The 16908-nt window shown below is 56.2% G+C and carries 18 protein-coding genes; 14 read left to right on the forward strand and 4 right to left on the reverse strand.

Features of this window, described 5'->3' with window-relative positions; all coding sequences use genetic code 11:
• Positions 1-111: 111 nt before the first annotated feature.
• The 3 genes from AACY11_RS16035 to AACY11_RS16045 form a co-directional block, all read right to left on the reverse strand.
• Entirely contained in the window at positions 112-468 is a 357-nt protein-coding gene (locus tag AACY11_RS16035) for a hypothetical protein (protein WP_339433820.1), read from the reverse strand.
• 141 nt (positions 469-609) lie between these two features.
• Complete coding sequence (locus tag AACY11_RS16040; protein ID WP_339495251.1) at positions 610-1179, reverse strand: LemA family protein; 570 nt, start codon at positions 1177-1179, stop codon at positions 610-612.
• A gap of 3 nt (positions 1180-1182) precedes the next feature.
• Positions 1183-2286, reverse strand: coding sequence for a hypothetical protein (locus tag AACY11_RS16045; protein WP_339495252.1), 1104 nt, complete (start codon positions 2284-2286; stop codon positions 1183-1185).
• 636 nt (positions 2287-2922) lie between these two features.
• On the opposite strand from AACY11_RS16045, the gene AACY11_RS16050 reads away from it, so the two are divergent.
• The 7 genes from AACY11_RS16050 to AACY11_RS16080 all read left to right on the forward strand — a co-directional run bounded on the left by AACY11_RS16050 (position 2923) and on the right by AACY11_RS16080 (position 7921).
• Positions 2923-3888 carry a hypothetical protein gene (locus tag AACY11_RS16050; protein WP_339495253.1) on the forward strand — a complete coding sequence of 322 codons (966 nt, stop codon included), beginning with the start codon at positions 2923-2925 and terminating at the stop codon, positions 3886-3888.
• 2 nt (positions 3889-3890) lie between these two features.
• Positions 3891-4523, forward strand: coding sequence for a DUF2997 domain-containing protein (locus AACY11_RS16055; RefSeq protein ID WP_339433816.1), 633 nt, complete (start codon positions 3891-3893; stop codon positions 4521-4523).
• Positions 4524-5045 (forward strand): 4Fe-4S single cluster domain-containing protein, encoded by a 522-nt coding sequence (locus AACY11_RS16060; RefSeq protein ID WP_339495254.1) that lies wholly within the window; start codon positions 4524-4526, stop codon positions 5043-5045.
• 27 nt (positions 5046-5072) lie between these two features.
• Entirely contained in the window at positions 5073-6683 is a 1611-nt protein-coding gene (locus AACY11_RS16065) for an AAA family ATPase (protein WP_339433814.1), read from the forward strand.
• 87 nt (positions 6684-6770) lie between these two features.
• Entirely contained in the window at positions 6771-7097 is a 327-nt protein-coding gene (locus AACY11_RS16070; protein WP_339495256.1) for a hypothetical protein, read from the forward strand.
• On the forward strand, positions 7097-7477 hold the full coding sequence (locus AACY11_RS16075; RefSeq protein ID WP_339495258.1) for a hypothetical protein: 381 nt from the start codon (positions 7097-7099) through the stop codon (positions 7475-7477). The genes AACY11_RS16070 and AACY11_RS16075 overlap by 1 nt, the downstream gene beginning before the upstream one ends.
• A gap of 54 nt (positions 7478-7531) precedes the next feature.
• Entirely contained in the window at positions 7532-7921 is a 390-nt protein-coding gene (locus AACY11_RS16080; RefSeq protein WP_339495259.1) for a hypothetical protein, read from the forward strand.
• Positions 7922-7981: 60 nt separating this feature from the next.
• Here the strand turns inward: AACY11_RS16080 and gspI are convergent, their stop codons facing one another.
• Positions 7982-8368 carry a type II secretion system minor pseudopilin GspI gene (gene gspI, locus AACY11_RS16085; RefSeq protein ID WP_339495260.1) on the reverse strand — a complete coding sequence of 129 codons (387 nt, stop codon included), beginning with the start codon at positions 8366-8368 and terminating at the stop codon, positions 7982-7984.
• A gap of 148 nt (positions 8369-8516) precedes the next feature.
• On the opposite strand from gspI, the gene gspG reads away from it, so the two are divergent.
• Genes gspG through gspF form a run of 7 tightly spaced genes read left to right on the forward strand, consistent with a single transcriptional unit; the run spans position 8517 to position 16627 of the window.
• Positions 8517-8975 carry a type II secretion system major pseudopilin GspG gene (gene gspG, locus AACY11_RS16090; RefSeq protein WP_339495261.1) on the forward strand — a complete coding sequence of 153 codons (459 nt, stop codon included), beginning with the start codon at positions 8517-8519 and terminating at the stop codon, positions 8973-8975.
• Between the two features lie 8 nt (positions 8976-8983).
• Positions 8984-9940, forward strand: coding sequence for a type II secretion system minor pseudopilin GspK (gspK, locus tag AACY11_RS16095; protein ID WP_339432890.1), 957 nt, complete (start codon positions 8984-8986; stop codon positions 9938-9940).
• Positions 9937-11115 carry a type II secretion system protein GspL gene (gene gspL / locus AACY11_RS16100; protein ID WP_339495263.1) on the forward strand — a complete coding sequence of 393 codons (1179 nt, stop codon included), beginning with the start codon at positions 9937-9939 and terminating at the stop codon, positions 11113-11115. Before gspK ends, gspL begins: the two co-directional genes overlap by 4 nt.
• Positions 11108-11656: a type II secretion system protein GspM gene (gspM, locus tag AACY11_RS16105; RefSeq protein WP_339432892.1), complete on the forward strand. Its 549-nt coding sequence runs from the start codon at positions 11108-11110 to the stop codon at positions 11654-11656. The genes gspL and gspM overlap by 8 nt, the downstream gene beginning before the upstream one ends.
• Positions 11653-14013: a type II secretion system secretin GspD gene (gspD, locus tag AACY11_RS16110; protein ID WP_339464535.1), complete on the forward strand. Its 2361-nt coding sequence runs from the start codon at positions 11653-11655 to the stop codon at positions 14011-14013. The genes gspM and gspD overlap by 4 nt, the downstream gene beginning before the upstream one ends.
• Positions 14010-15416 (forward strand): type II secretion system ATPase GspE, encoded by a 1407-nt coding sequence (gene gspE / locus AACY11_RS16115; protein ID WP_339495265.1) that lies wholly within the window; start codon positions 14010-14012, stop codon positions 15414-15416. The genes gspD and gspE overlap by 4 nt, the downstream gene beginning before the upstream one ends.
• Positions 15416-16627: a type II secretion system inner membrane protein GspF gene (gene gspF, locus AACY11_RS16120; protein ID WP_339495267.1), complete on the forward strand. Its 1212-nt coding sequence runs from the start codon at positions 15416-15418 to the stop codon at positions 16625-16627. The genes gspE and gspF overlap by 1 nt, the downstream gene beginning before the upstream one ends.
• Positions 16628-16908 lie beyond the last annotated feature (281 nt).

Below are 16908 nucleotides of genomic sequence, written 5' to 3' on the forward strand. Positions count from 1 at the left end.
GGGCGCGGGATGTGAACGAGTTGGATGAAGGTCACGCTTCATCCAAATGATTCCAGTCTGCGATTTTGTGGATCAGGTGAATACTTCAATATCGGGACATTCACGGGTCCATCACGTGACCGTCATGTCATTGAATTGCTCGCCGATGGTATCGACGCATAGGCAAGTTCCTTTCTTCGAGTAGTACAAGACGCAACGCGAGCTATCAAACGAGCAGGTATCCAGTTCGAAGAACTTGCGTGCAGCCAGCTCCCGCTCTACGCCACTGTATTCATAGCCGTCGGTGGCATGTATCCGCGTCGGCTTCCATCCTTGTTTGACTAGCTTGGACTTGGCCGCAGCCAGACGCTCACCGACGACGATGCCTGCTGGCCCGTGTTTGTCGCTTATCGCCTGTGAGCCGTCGGCAAATGCTGTGCTGATGCCCATGCAATAAAGTGCGGCAAGTACGAGGATTGAAGACTTCATTTGACAGTCGCTCCAGCCGGGGCTGTCTACTTTGTTGCTGCTTTCGGCATCGCGCCTGGAAAAATCAGCCGCGGATCTATTCAAGCAGGCAGGTGATCGACCATCACCCTCACGGGTGATGGGTTCGATGCATGACGCGGTTTAGATATTCGGGGTGTAAGAGAAACTTTGCGAAGCTTCGGTATCGGAGAACGGCGTCACACGCGTTTTCTTGTTGAACAGGCCATTGACGAGCGAGCCTGGGAACATTTCGATGGAGTTGTTGAACAGTTCGACGTTGCGGTTGTAAATGGTGATGGCCGCGCCGACGTTTTCTTGTTGTTCGGCGATTTCACGCATCATGTTGTTCGCCGCTTCGGATGCTTTCAGATCAGGGTAAGCCTCAAAGGTAACGCGCAAGCCCCCCATCAGCTCCCTCGAGGCGGTTTCAACTTTCGTGAGGGCGTTGCCGTCCGCTCCAGCAGGAAGGGCATTGACCGCGCTGCGAAGGCCGGCGATTTTTTCGAGGAGGCTGGACTCAAAGACCATGAAGTCTGAGAGCACTTTTTGAAGCTGATCGAGCACCTTGGTCTTCTGGCGTTCGTAAACGAGCACGTCTGACCAGGCACGTTGTACTCGGTTGTGTCCCCCAATAATGCCGTTGTAGAGGCTGAAGCCCGCTACGATGATGACGACAGCGATAACAGCGGAAAGGATGAGTGCAATGTCCATGGCTTACTTCTCTTGGCAGCTTGTTAGGGGATAGGAGGCAAAGTTGTCATCGTGCAGCTCGCTGAGTGCATGGCTCCATTGGAGCGCCGACATCAAGCGCGGCAGTTCGACACCGGCAGAAATTTCTGCGTAAAACTCGTTGGGTGATGCCAGCGAATACTCGGTACCGAACGCGAGCAGGTCTTTGCTGGCGAAGCTGAGGCAGAGCTTTCCACTGTCGGCGAACTCCAGGTTCGGACGATGGAGGATGTCGAACAGCTTCAGCAAGTGGAGCACCGTCGAAGGCTTGATGAATTTCGCACAGAGTATCTCGCTGCGACCGGTCAAACGGAACGCTTTATTGAAATCCGGAGAAGCCGTGTCCATGGGGCACGCATAGTCGTTCTCCGATTGGTCATCAGATCTAACCGATATCCCGCTGACCCATGGAAAGTCGATGACAAGGCTGTACCGGTCGTAGTGGTCGTAAACCACTCGAGTCTCCGTTTTGGTTTTTCCATCTTTGTCGGTCACCGTGGTGTGCACTGTTCGCCTGTTAACGTAGTGCAACTGGCGATAGTGGTAAGGGAGGTTGCGCTGCGTGCCGGGAAATACACCCTGTATCGACTCGACCAACTCGCGGCTGTAGTTGCCCCGGCGGTAATCACCAAATTCCGTGTCCAGCTTCTTGAGGGTCGTGGCCGAGTCTTCTTTCAGGAAAGTCAGTCCGTTGTGGAAGTAGGATGACAGTCGAGCAATTCTTTTACTGAGCGACGGCAACCGATTAGATTTGGATTTCATCCATGTCAGACTCCCAGCGGCAATGACGATGCCAAGAAAACCAGTGCCCATGCCGAACGAGTCGGGATCAATTTCCAATCGATAAAAGAACAGAGCGACGCTAGAGATGTTCCCAATCCAATAAAGGGCCACAGCACTCGCAAGCAATAACAGGCCAGTGACGAAAAACCACCATGCGCGGGTGCGATCGAATTCGAGCGGGCCATCGTACGAGGCGAACTCATGGATCACCTTCAATAAGTCGGTGTTGGACTCAGTCTTGTCGATACTGGCTTCGCTCACGGCCAGCAATTTATTTAACCTCGCGTTCTGCGATGAGTTGGTCATGTCAGGTATCCATTGATTCAGGGATGCCTGGTGCGGGAGCAACGGCCCGGATTGAGGATTTTGCTCTATTCATAATCTGTCAGGAATTTTGAAAAGGAGTGGACGATACCATTGTCACGCAATGACCGTTTTTGGTGCGGGGTGTGTAAAAAAGGGCTCCAGTTTAACCAAGTTGAGTTCGCCGACAAAACGTCGAATCGCTCCCTCACGGCGCTTTAGGACTGACAGGGTTTTTCAGGGTTCTCACCGATAGTGTTCCCCGTTCAATTTCATAAATTGGAGGGTTTTTTTGAAGTCCGATCCTGGCGTTCACAAACGAGTGCTTGGCGCCTTGCCGGAGCTACCGCTCGATTGTAGGGTACACAGCCGTTACGATCTGCAGGGGAGCCAACTACCCGTGACGCTCTCTATTGGCAATGCCAAAGCATTTTGGATCGACTGGCCACTTTCAAAATCGGCAGTGGTTGAAGTTAGCTCGAACCATATGGCTACTTCAGACCATCCCTAGTGCGTGATAAATCAAAGGTCGTCATGTAGCATAGACCCATCAGCAGTTCTACAGCCATCCCGTCACTACGCGCTACTGAATCAACTCTAGAAGGTTTGTGAATGATAAGAACTATCCCGGTGTGGAAAATGATGATGATCGCCAAAGGTAAGATATTGGGACTTTTAATCCTGGCAAGCATACCTGTTTTTATCTTTGGCGGTGCGAGGGTACTTCTTGAAGGGTTGCAGAATGGGCAAATTCGCCAGGCTGCAATGGGGTTTATCACTCTGATTTTTTTTGGTGTGGGTGCTCTGCTATTTGCACCTTCAAAAAAATATATCCCCGGTAAAACATTTCAGGCTTATAGAAATAAAAAATTCAATACAATGGCGGGTATAAATTACGGTTATGCATTCATTATTCTGTCGGGGGTAATTATTGCAGTTCTTGCACCGGAAACGGCGATGACAACACTGTACTATGGTTTAGGTGGCATTGTTTGTCTTTATTTTTATTCAAGAACATTAAAATTTCATGAGGATATCGATTTTTCGACAAATGAATATTTGGAAACCGCTCTGGGATTTCCTGCCGGGGAGAAAATTCTGGTCAGCTACCAGAATTTTGATGCCGATGAGGTTAAAAATGGTTGCAATGCTTTTGCCGCAACAGGAACCAAGTTAATTGTTGCGTCGTTTGACGGGAGTGTTTGGAGAAAGCTGTCACGGGACCTGAATCAGATCTCGCGCATTGGCATCGCCGGCGATGCATCCCAAAATCATTTTGTTAAATTGCAATTCAATGATGGAGCCGATGCTTTGTTGCGCATTGAACTATATGAAAAGCTCACATCAAATCCAACCCTGATAATAAGACGGCTGTTAGAAGCGATTGATGCAAGTCTTCTGAGCGATAGTGGTGCATCACAGGCAGTACAAAGACGTCGAGTGGTTGTCAACTCCGAAACTCCAACCCCGGTTTTAAAAAATGTTGCGCCTGAAGCGACGCTTGTACCCATGGCGCCTCTGCGTAACATCGAGGTTGCCCCTGATGTGTTAATTGCTATCCAGGCCGCCGAAGAAGTTGTTCCCGGTCGCAGGCTGGAGCTTTAATAATGTCGCATTGTACAAAGTTTGAATTTTCTTATGTTAATGAAGAAGCTATTGCCAAAGCTTTCGGCAAGATTGGCCTTAGCCCGACGACGAGTCTGGTTTCCACGTTTGCCAGCGATTTCAGTAAAAAAGTGTTGAGCAAGTTAGGCTATTTGGGCACGCAGCAATACAGGGCTATTTGTGGCCAAACCGCTGATGGATTCAATCTATTTGTTTGCCAAATTGAGGCGGGCTCATACAAACTCCTCATCGAACGGGAAAATATTTCAGTCAGCGATGAAGCGATAATGGATGATTTGGCTTTAAGCTTTCAGAAAGCATACATCAGCGTAGCCATCGATGAAACCATCAAGCGCATAGAAGCATCAGGGGTTCCAGCAAGGGTGAAAGAAACGCTTCAAGGGTTCGAGATTGAATTTGGACCTCGCTATGAATACGGTATTCATGTCACTTTTACGGGCGATGCAATTACGGAGGAAGTGCATGGCGTGAAAGGCGATATTTGCACAAAACTTACTGAAGAGCTTGAGGCTCTACTTTCTAGCCCTATGGCGGAGCTTGTAACAGAGTGGAAGCCGGAGTATACCGTAGTTCATGAAGAGCAAACCCTTCAAATTCTCAGTGCGAACTTCTAAATGGAAATCAATTTACACCATATGGAGTTAAGCAGCGTTAACGGCCCTGGATTACGCTTGACATTATGGGTGCAGGGTTGTGTGCTGAATTGTAAGGGATGTTTCAACCAGGCGACGCATGATGGCGAAGCGAATACGCTGATGTCTGTTTATGAATTGGCTCAGAAGATAAATGCAATGGACATCGCTGGGGTTACCCTCTCCGGGGGGGAGCCGCTCGACCAGGCGCCAGCCTTGGAACAATTAATACACGCCGTCAATGGCGAGAAAAACTGGATACTCTATACAGGCTATACGCCAAAAGAGATATTCCAGAATGAAGGCATGATTCGAGTTGTTAAAGCCGTAGACTTGACGCTGGCAGGTCGGTATCGGCATAACGCTAAACATCCCTTTCAGCACAAGCAAATTATCAAAACCAGTGACAGAGTCGATATTGACTTTTTTCGTACTGGAAGAGTTGTCGAGTTTATTGTTTCAAATTCTGGCGTTACCAAAACCGGCCTTCCGATGCATGTATAACTCAGTTCAAGCGCAGGGATAATAAGCATGAGCCGTACCAAGCAGATAACAGATTACCTGAAAGCGCGTTATGCGATTTTGGTCATTGAAACTTTTGAGGAAGAGCGTGCTCTCAATGAGATTTCTGAAATCGCCAAGGCGCTCAGCCATCGTTTGTTCGTTTGGAACTCGACGCTAGGCGTCCAGATAAATGGCGTCGTGGCTGGGGATAAAACCTTTGATTTGAAAGTGGCCTTGGATTTTTGCGAAGAAAAGGCGAAGGAGGAGGGCAGCAAAAACATTTTTGTTTTTTGTGATGCTCATAACTACCTTGCCTCAAGCTCAAATCCTGTCTACCGCCGTCGACTTCGAGATTTAGCCATCAATATCCGTTCACGTGGTTATCGAAGCAACTGCATTGTCGTGGCGCCCAGCTTTGAAGTTGCTAATGATCTTCAAAAGGAAATCACGTTAATTGATTTTCCACTGCCATCAAGAGAAGAAGTTAAAAATCAGATAAATAACTTTGTTAATTCATGGCAGGGCAACGGCAGTGTTAAGATTGATCTTTCTAGTGAGGCCAAAGATAAACTTATTGATGCCGCTTTGGGTCTCACGGGATTGGAAATTGACAATAGCTTGTCTCGTTCATTGGTATCCAGCCTGAGTATAAATGAAAACACCGTAAAGGATCTGCTTTCCGAGAAAAAACAAATTATACGGAAAACAGGTATTTTGGAATACATTGACTCAAAGGTAAGTCTTGAAGATGTTGGAGGGCTGGCAACTCTTAAAAAATGGCTCCATTTGCGTAGCCAGTGTTTTGGGCAGTTGGCTCAGGAGTTTGGTGTCAGAACCCCGAAGGGTTTGCTCTTAACGGGAGTTCCTGGTTGCGGCAAGTCGCTAACGGCGAAATGCATATCGTCGTCATGGAACATGCCCTTATTGCGTTTGGATATGGGAAAAATCTTCCAAGGGGTGGTCGGCTCTTCAGAATCCAATATTCGTTCCGCACTACGTACTGCCGAAGCTATCTCGCCCTGCATCCTATGGATCGATGAAATTGAAAAAGGACTTTCTGGCTCTTCCGGAGGGGCATCTGATGGTGGCACTGCTACACGCGTATTCGGCACGCTGTTGACTTGGATGCAAGAAAAAACGGCACCTGTTTTTGTGTTTGCTACCGCTAACAATATCAACAGCTTACCGCCGGAGTTGTTGAGGAAGGGGCGATTCGACGAAATATTTTTCGTTGACTTCCCGTCGACATCGGAAAGAAAGAAGATTCTTGAAATACATCTGAAGAAATTGAAGCGTGATCCAGAAAAATTCGATTTGGATCGATTGTCTGCTCTAGGCGGCGAGTCGAATTTTGGTAAAGACATTGTGCTTTCTGGTGCTGAAATCGAAGCTTGGGTTGGGGACTCGCTGATTGAAGCGTTCTCACGGCGGATGAATGGCGCTGGTGATTTAAGCGACCTGACGATGGTGGATTTTGAAACGACTATTTCGCGTTTTGTACCCATGAGCAAAATGCGTAAAGACGAGTTCACGAAACTTCGTAATTGGGCGAATCAAAATGCAATTAGCGCTTCGGCTATGGTTGCCGGTCAGAATGATACGGAAATTCAAATCGGCGGTAGGCAAATTGATTTTTAATTTGCGGTGATTTAGCAGCCTAACCGCTTAATCCGACTGCCCGGATATGCAACTAACATTGCGGGCGTTGCCAGAGCAGCGAAGTTCATGAAGGGCGGTGGCTATCTCGGCATTGGTCTACAACTGGGCGCATCCAGCTCAAAAATCCACGAGGTCTGCGCGTCCGACCGCGAGGCGGAATGCAGGCAAGTGAGGTTTGTAGGGGGAGGGAAAATGGTCGGCGGTACCGCTGGAGCTCTTGCTGGTGGATATATCGGAGGGAAAGCAGGTTTGGCGGTCTGCGCGAAATTGAAAGGAATGGGAAAACTTGTGTGTGTGCTTGTGGTCGGTGCGGCAGGGTCCGTGGAGACAGGAACAAAGATGACGGAGCTAGGAGAGGTATTGGGGCAGGAAATCCATGAGTATTCCGAATAATGGAAATCACCAGCACAGTATTTGCCTGGGCATGTGGGGCGCAGATCGTGATGGGCGTAATCAACTGCGCGATGATTTTCTACGCCGTTTATACAAAACTTGATGCTCTGGAAAAACACTTTGATGAGTGGCTGTACCTATCCATGGACTGTGGTTCATCAGGGGGAAGTTTTTACTCGAGAACTCAGCGGATGACCGCAGTAAGCCGGTTGATAACGTCCAAGAGTATCCAACGGCAGGAACCCTTGCTGATCGACGCCGTTCAACGCCTTCCCAGAGGACTCAAGTTCTGGGCAACGTGCCCATTTCATGTCGGCTATTTCGTGTGCGGCGGGACGTCGCTGCTTTGGCTGTATGGGAAATACGGAGGTTTTTTGTAATGGGGCAGAAAGAAAATCAGTCCTTCGGTGAGGTCGTTTACGAAGACTCTCCCCATGACTGAAATCAAACTTCTGTTCGCCGCCACTGGCATTGCGTTACTGGTGCTGATCATCTCCAACGTTCTGGTGATGATCTATGTCGGGTATTTCAAGCTTTCCGAAATTGAGTCGCACCTTGAAAATTGCTATCTGCTCCACAACTGCCCGCAGAAGGGCCGTTCCGGTTTTTGGGCGCGCAGGTACAGGCTCAATCTGATCACTGCTTTGCTTCGTAAACGTCCTTCGCGCCTGTTGCTGGATAATCCGAGCGCCCTCGAGGATGTCCGGAGCCTTCCGCTGAATTTGCGGCGGTGGGTCGAAATTCCATATCGATTGAATGCATTTTCTCTGCTGGGAATTCTGGCTTTGTATGGTTGGGCGGAATATTTAGAACTGTTCGAGTAAGCACCATTCAGAAACCAGTCGTCTATCCGAGGGCTTTAGTGGTTCAACGTTTCGGGCGGGCTAGGGCGAGGCGCTTTCCGGGCGGCTTAGCAACGTCTCAAGCCTGGCCAACGGCGGCGCATCCTGGTTGCGGTCGAATACCTGAATTCCGATCTTCAGCAACCGACCATTCTCTGCCGCTGCGATCACCTGTTCACAGCGCAGCAATAGCCGGCCCTGATCGCAGTCCTGAGCCTTCATCCCCATCGGCAATCGCCCCTCAAGCCGCAACTCCGCCATCCGACTCTGCGCCGCAATCATCGCCACCGACCGATCCCGCAACACCCCATTGCTCTGCGTCATCAACCCCGCCACGCGCACAGCCGCCGACATCGCCACGGCAATAATCGCCAGCGCCACCAGCACCTCAATCAATGTGAAACCCGCTTCTCGGGAACGCGCACGCATAAATGGCCCAAAACCAAAGCACAGCCCTCGACGCTAACCCCCGTCCTTGACGGCTTGACGACGAAAACTCCCGAGGTTTTTCAACATCCCTGACATATCTTCTTGCAACACTGCGCGTCGAATCGAATCAAGCCAAAGGAATGTCGAGATGGATATCGCACCGTGCACACCGCCTGAACAGTCGCCGCGCAAGCCCCGTGGGCAGCAGGGTTTTACCCTGATCGAGATCATGGTGGTGGTGGTGATTTTGGGGATTCTGGCGGCGATGGTGGTGCCCAAGGTGCTCGACCGGCCGGATCAGGCGCGGGCGACGGCGGCGAAGCAGGACATTGGCGGGTTGATGCAGGCGTTGAAGCTGTATCGTCTCGATCACGGCACTTACCCGAGCATGAATCAGGGCTTGAAAGTGCTGGTAGAGCGCACGGCGGATGCGAAGAACAGCAACTGGCGTTCGTACCTGGAGCGTTTGCCGAATGATCCGTGGGGCCGTCCTTATCAGTACCTCAATCCGGGTGCCAACGGCGAGATCGACATTTTCTCGCTCGGTGCCGACGGTCAGCCGGACGGCGACGGCGTCAATGCCGATATCGGTTCCTGGCAGCTTTAAGGCCGGCCATGAACAGACGTTCGCCTAATGGGGCGAAGCAACAGGGCATGGCGATCATCAGCGCGTTGCTGATTGCCGCCGTGGTGGCGGTGATTGCGGCGGGCATGTTGACGCGCCAGAGCGTCGCCACCCGTGCGCTGGAGGCCGATCAGCAGCGGGTGCAGGGGCGTTGGATGGTGCAGGGCGGCGTGGAGATCAGCCGCCAAATTCTTTGGGATGCCCGCCAGCGCGATCCGTTGACCCGGCTCGATCAGCCGTGGGCACAGCGCTTGGTGGCGCAGGGTTTTGAGGGGCGACTGGAAGACGAACAAGGCAAGTTCAACCTGCGCAATCTGGTGGCCAACGAACGTGTCGATGAGGCGCAGGTGCAGGCGTTTGAGCGTTTGTGCGAGTTGATCGGGGTCAGTGCCGCTTTGAATCAGCGTATCCGTCAGCGGGTGATCGAGTCGTACCCGCGCCTGTTGAATGTGCAGATTGCCGAGAACAACAACGGCTTCGATAGCGGTCGCGCCACATCGCCTAACGCCTCGCGCAAACCACAAAATCCGACGCTGCCGATGCTGCGCAGCATCGATGATTTGCGCAGTGTTGACGGTGTGAATGACGCGGTGATTGGCAAACTGGCGCCGTACCTCACGGTGATTCCCGCGACCACCTGGATCAACGGCAATACCGCCACTGCACCGGTGCTGGCGGCGTATGTGCCGGGGCTGTCGCTGGCGCGCGCGCAGGCGTTGATCAATGAGCGGGACGCCGGACGCTGGTTCATCAACCGGGGCGACTTCGTCAACCGCTTGCGCATGCCGAATCTGGAAGTCAGCAGCGTCAAGGTCGGCATCACCAGCGACTGGTTTCGCCTGCGCGGTGAAGCGCGACGCGAGCTGCGCCGGGTCAGCCTTGATGCGTTGTTGCATCGTAGCCAGGACCGTTTGCCGCAGGTGATCTGGTCGCGGGTGGGCGTATGACTCAGTTAAGGGTTGCGCTGCCGCCATTGGCGGAACTGGACTTGGACAGCACGCTGAATTGCGCATGGCTGGATCGTCAGGGCCAGGTCAGCCGTGAAGACTGGCTGACGTTGGCGCAGTTGATTCAGCTGCCGAAACTGCCGCCACTGCTGTGTTTTCTGCACCCGGCGGACAGTCTGTTGGCGAGTATCGATCTGCCGCCGCTGCCCGCAAACAAGACCGCAGCGGCGGTGCAGTGCGCGGCGCAGGCGCTGATGCTCGGCGACAGCAGCGAAATGCACATCGCCCACAGTCCGCGTGACGAGGCGGGGCGGGTGCAAATCGCGTGGGCGTCGCGTCAACGCCTGCTGCACCTTGCGCATCTCCTCAAGCATTCCGGCCTGAACCTGCGCGGTCTGTACCCGGCGGTCTACAGCTTGCCGGTGCTGCCGGGCCTTGTCGCGTACGTGCAGGACGGCCATCTGTTGCTGCGCGAAAGTCTGCAATCGGCACGGGTGCAACCGTTGTTTGATGAAGGCGTCGACAACTCGCTGTGGGAGCCGGGCGTTACGCTGCACTGGATCGGCGCTGCGCCGCCACCCGGTGCCGAACTGCCCATGAGCGAAGCCCAGCGCTGGACCGGGCCGGTACCGGGGTGGGGCTTGCACGGCGCGGTGCAACAACAAAGCCATGAACATCGCGGCTGGGGGCGGGCGATTGGTTTTTGCGCGTTGGCCGTGGCGGTGTGGGTAATCGGATTGAACCTCTATGCCGCCCGCGAAGCGAGCCAGGGCCAGCAACTCAAGGCACAAATGAGTCAGCGGGTAAAACAGGCTTTCCCGCAGTTACCGGTGATCCTCAATCCGCTGCAACAGGCTCGTCAGCAATTGGCGGCGCGGCGCAAAGGCGCGGCGGATGATCCGGCGCAAACCTTCAATCGCCTGGTGCTGCAGGCCGGCACTGGCATGCCGTTCATGGCCGGCAGCGTCGAGCGTCTGGCCTATGTCGACGGGACGTTGCAATTGACTCTGCCGACCGACGCTCGCCGCAGCGGCAATGACAAGGATTGGCAAAGCGCCCTGGCCCAGGCCGGGACCAGCGTGACAGCCGACGACGAGGGCTGGACGTTGCGCCCGGCCGCTGAAGCCAGCACCCATGAAACCGAAGACAACAGCAGCGAGGCAGACGATGAATAAGGCTGCGTTTGTGGTGTACCGCGCCCGCTGGCAGGGCTTCAATCGTCAGTTGCAGGCGCGTTGGCAGCCGTTGGCGTTGCGCGAGAAACGTATGGTCGCGGGGATGGCCATCGCGCTGTTCGGGTTGCTGGTCTGGGTGGCGCTGATCCAGCCACCGCTGAAGAAAATCGCCTATTGGCAAGCCGAAACGCCAAAACTGCGCGCCCAGACCGAGGCGCTGCAAGTGCTGCTGCGCGAGGTCAACGTGCGCCCGGACGGGCAAAGCGTCGGCCAGTCACTGGAGCAAACCCTGCAGGCCAGTGGTCTGGCCGGACACTACCAATTACACGCCGCAGGCGCCGGTTCATGGCAACTGACCTTCGACGCCGCACCGGCCGACGCGGTGCTCGACTGGCTGCTGAGCCAGCCGTCGCAACGTTCTCTGCAAGTGGTCGAGGCCCGTTTGCAACGCACCGACAACACCTCGACCGAGGTTACTGCCGGCACTCTGTCAGGCACCGTTCGCATGGATCAGGCGCTGGGCGCTAAGGAAGCTTCATGAAGGGGTCAGGATCCAAACCGGCACGCATGGCATTGCCGATGCTGCTGATGGCATTGAGCGCGTGCAGCAACACCTCTACACCGCCAAATCCGCCGCCGTTGCTGGTCGACAGCGAACTCGGCCGGCCGTTGGCCAACACTCAGCGCAGCGGTGATGCGGTGCTTGATCGCGAGCGGGCTCAGGCGCAAGTCAGGCCCGCGCCCAAGCAATTGCACAACATCACCCAGCGCGCTCGTGGTAGCGCCGCCTCACGGGGCAGCGCCGTGCCGAGCAATCCGCTGGGTGATCAACCGGTGACGCTGAATTTTGTCGAGGCCGATATTCAGGCGGTGGTGCGCGCCTTGTCACGTTCGACCGGTCAGCAGTTTCTGGTCGATCCACGGGTCAAGGGCACTCTGACGCTGGTTTCGCAAGGGCAGGTGCCGGCGCACCAGGCCTACGACATGCTGCTGTCGGCTCTGCGCATGCAAGGCTTTGCCGTGGTCGATGTCGGCGGGGTCGCCCACGTCGTGCCTGAGGCCGATGCCAAACTGCTCGGCGGGCCGATCTACAGCGCCGACAAGCCTGCCGGCAACGGCATGCTCACCCGCACGTTTCGACTGCAATACGAGAACGCGGTGAACCTGATTCCGGTGTTGCGGCCGATTGTCTCGCCGAACAATCCGATCAACGCCTATCCCGGCAACAACACCGTGGTCATCACCGATTACGCCGACAACCTGACCCGCGTCGCGCAGTTGATCGCCAGTATCGACACGCCAAGCGCCATCGACACCGACGTGGTACAGATCCAGAACGGCATCGCTGCTGACATCGCGCCGATGGTCGCTGATTTACTCGACACGCCGGGCAATGATCCGACGCAGAAAATCGCGGTGATTGGCGATCCGCGTTCGAACACCATCATCATTCGCGCCGGCAGTCCGGAGCGCACGGAACTGGCGCGTAATCTGATCTACAAACTGGATAACGCGCAGAGCAATCCGAGCAATCTGCATGTGGTGTATCTGCGCAATGCGCAGGCGGCGAAACTGGCACAGGCGTTACGTGGTTTGCTCACTGGCGAAAGCGACAGCGGCACCAGTGACAGCGCGCGTTCGGTGCTCAGTGCCATGGGCAGCAGCGGCAGTAATGGTGGCTCGAGCGCTCAGAGTGGTACGCAAACCAGCGGCACTACTTCGACCACTTCCAGCAACGGTAGCACTGGCGGCAGTTATGCCCAGGGCAGCAGCGCCACCAGCGGCAGCGCCCAAAGCACCGAACAGAACGTTGCGTTCAGCGCGGGTGGCGTGACGATTCAGGCGGACGCGACCACTAACACCTTGCTGATTTCCGCGCCGGAGCCGCTCTACCGCAACCTGCGCGAAGTCATTGATCTGCTCGACCAGCGCCGCGCGCAAGTGGTGATCGAAAGCCTGATCGTTGAAGTCGGCGAGGATGATGCCAGTGAGTTCGGCGTGCAGTGGCAGACTGGCAACCTGGGCGGCAATGGCGTGATCGGCGGGGCGAATCTCGGTGGTTCCGGGATCAACCTTAGCGGCAAGACCAGCCTAGACGTGTTGCCGCAAGGCTTGAACCTCGGTTACGTCAACGGCACCGTCGACATCCCCGGCATCGGCAAGATTCTTGATCTGAAGGTGTTGGCGCGAGCGCTGAAGAGCAAGGGCGGTACCAACGTGCTGTCGACACCGAACCTGCTGACGCTGGACAACGAAGCGGCGAGCATTTTCGTCGGCCAGACCATCCCGTTTGTCAGCGGCAGCTACGTCACCGGCGGCGGGGGCACCAGCAACAACCCGTTCCAGACCGTGACGCGTGAAGAAGTGGGGTTGAAACTCAACGTGCGCCCGCAGATTTCCGAGGGCGGTACGGTCAAACTCGACATCTATCAGGAAGTCAGCAGCATTGACGAGCGCGCGTCCAACAGCGCGAGAGCGGCGGGCATTGTCACCAACAAACGTGCGATCGACACCAGCATCCTGCTCGATGACGGACAGATCATGGTGCTCGGCGGCTTGCTGCAGGATGGCTACAGCCAGAGCAATGACGCGGTGCCGTGGCTGTCGACCATCCCCGGAATTGGCGCGCTGTTTCGCAACGAGCGCCGGGCGATCAGCAAGACCAACCTGATGGTGTTCCTGCGCCCGTACATCATTCGCGACAGCGAAGCGGGACGCAGCATCACACTGAACCGTTATGACTTCATGCGCCGCGCACAGGGCGGTTTGCAACCGGAGCGCAGTTGGGCGATGCCGGACATGCAGGCGCCGCAATTACCCACGGCGGCGCAAGGCGTTCCGGTGAGCAGGCCGACGTCGGGGCCGCGCGCCACGATTAAAGCAGTGCCTTTGCAATGAGCGTCTTGCCTTACGCCTGGGCCAAGGCTCAACGCATTCTGTTGTGTGACGGCGTGCTGACGGTGTGCCCGTCAACGCCCGGCTGGTCGATCAGCGAGGTGCGACGCCAGTTCGGCGCGGCAAAAGTTGCGCGGGTGCGCGATGACGAACTCGACGGTTTGCTCGCCGCCGCCTACGCCGACACGGGCAGCGCCGCGGCGGTGGTCGGCGCTGCTGAAAACGAAGTCGACCTTGATCGTCTGATGCAGGACATGCCGGAAATCACCGACCTGCTGGACACCCAGGACGGCGCGCCGGTGATCCGCATGATCAACGCGCTGCTCACCCAGGCCGCTCGCGATGAGGCCAGCGATATTCACATCGAACCGTTCGAAACCCATTCAGTGGTGCGCTATCGGGTCGACGGCACCCTGCGTGACGTGGTCTCGCCGCGCAAGGCGTTGCACGGTGCGCTGGTGTCGCGGATCAAGATCATGGCCCAGCTCGATATCGCCGAAAAACGCCTGCCGCAGGACGGTCGTATCGCGCTGCGCGTGGCCGGGCGGCCGATTGATATTCGCGTTTCAACGGTGCCCACCGGCCATGGCGAACGCGTGGTGATGCGTTTGCTCGACAAACAGGCCGGGCGTCTGCATCTGGAAACCCTCGGCATGGACGCGCAGGTGCTGGGCAAACTCGACCACCTGATCCGCCAGCCCCACGGCATCGTCCTGGTTACCGGCCCCACCGGCAGTGGCAAGACCACCAGCCTCTACGCCGCACTGGCGCGACTCGATGCCAGCACCAGCAACATCCTCACCGTCGAAGACCCGGTGGAATACGACCTGCCGGGGATCAGCCAGATCCAGGTCAACGCCAAGATCGACATGACCTTCGCCCTCGCGCTGCGGGCAATTCTGCGCCAGGACCCGGACATCATCATGATCGGCGAGATCCGCGATCTGGAAACCGCGCAAATCGCTGTACAGGCTTCGCTGACCGGTCACCTGGTGTTGGCGACATTGCACACCAACGACGCGGTGTCGGCGGTCAACCGCTTGATCGACATGGGCGTCGAGCCGTTTCTGCTGGCCTCGTCGATGCTCGGCGTGCTGGCGCAGCGCTTGGTGCGGCGCCTGTGCAATCAGTGCAAACAGGAAGACCCGGCAGCCCCCGGCACCTGGCGCCCCATCGGTTGCCCGGCGTGTAATCAAACCGGCTACAGCGGCCGCACCGGCATTCACGAATTGTTCTGCATCGACGACGACATTCGCACCTTGATTCACCAAGGGGCAGGGGAGCAAGCCTTGCGCGCTTCGGCAGCCAAGGCTGGCATGTCCAGCTTGCGCGAGGACGGTGAGCGCTGGATTCGCAGCGGAGCCACCGCCCCCGAAGAAATCCTGCGTGTGACACGGGACGCCTGATGAATCGCTATCGTTTTGAAGCCGCTGACGCCAGCGGCAAAATCGAATCCGGGCACCTGGAAGCGGACAGTCAAACCGCCGCGTTCAGTGCCTTGCGTGGGCGCGGCTTGACCGCGTTGTCGGTGCAAAAGGAAAGCAACGTCGCCCATCAGGGCGGTGGTGGATTGTTCAGTGCCAAGCTCTCGGACAACGACCTGGCCTGGGCCACCCGGCAACTGGCGAGCCTGCTCGGCGCCAGTTTGCCGCTGGAAGCGGCGTTGAGTGCCACGGTCGAGCAGGCCGAGAAAAAGCACATCGCCCACACCCTCAGCGCGGTGCGCGCCGACGTGCGCAGTGGCATGCGTCTGGCCGAATCGCTGGCGGCGCGACCACGGGATTTTCCCGAGATCTACCGGGCGCTGATCGCGGCGGGGGAGGAGTCCGGTGATCTGGCGCAGGTCATGGAGCGGCTCGCGGATTACATCGAGGAGCGCAACAATTTGCGGGGCAAGATTCTCACCGCGTTTATCTATCCGGGCGTGGTCGGGCTGGTGTCGATTGGCATTGTGATTTTCCTGCTCAGTTATGTGGTACCGCAGGTGGTCAGTGCGTTTTCTCAGGCGCGACAGGATCTGCCGGGCTTAACCCTGGCGATGCTTAACGCGAGTGATTTCATCCGCAGTTGGGGTTGGCTGTGCGCGGGGATCATGGCCGCAAGCTTCTGGAGCTGGCGCCTGTATCTGCGCAACCCGGCGGCGCGTTTGAGTTGGCATCATCGAGTGCTGAAACTGCCGCTGATCGGGCGCTTCATCCTCGGCCTGAATACCGCCCGATTCGCCTCGACCCTGGCGATTCTCGGCGGCGCCGGGGTACCGCTGCTGCGCGCACTGGAAGCGGCGCGGCAGACCTTGTCCAACGACCGCTTGAGCCTGAGTGTCAGCGACGCCACGGCCAAGGTGCGCGAGGGCGTGAACCTCGCGGCGGCGTTGCGGGTGGAGAACGTGTTTCCGCCAGTGCTGATTCACCTGATCGCCAGCGGCGAGAAAACCGGTTCGCTGCCACCGATGCTCGAACGTGCGGCGCTGACCCTGTCCCGGGATATCGAGCGGCGGGCGATGGGCATGACCGCGCTGCTTGAGCCCTTGATGATTGTGGTGATGGGCGCGGTGGTGCTGGTGATTGTGATGGCAGTGTTGTTGCCGATCATTGAGATCAATCAGTTGGTGCAGTAGCGGGTTTTGATGGTGTCTGATCGGGCCTCTTCGCGAGCAAGCCCGCTCCCACAGGAGGAACGCATTTCAACTGTGGGAGCGGGCTTGCTCGCGAAGAGGCCAGTCAGGGCAATAAATAATCCAGATTTTTTCCCAGGACTTCAGCATCACCCGACCGTTGACTCAACCATCCTCGGGTTCTCCTTTCTGTCATCTGCAACGACCCGTCAACGGCTCCAGCCCGATTCAGCCAAAACCCTGATCCAGACACCCCGCCAGCCACTGCAAACACCCGAGAAAAT

The sequence above is a fragment of the Pseudomonas sp. RA_105y_Pfl2_P56 genome (assembly GCF_963970845.1).
Classification (GTDB): Bacteria; Pseudomonadota; Gammaproteobacteria; order Pseudomonadales; family Pseudomonadaceae; genus Aquipseudomonas; species Aquipseudomonas baetica_A.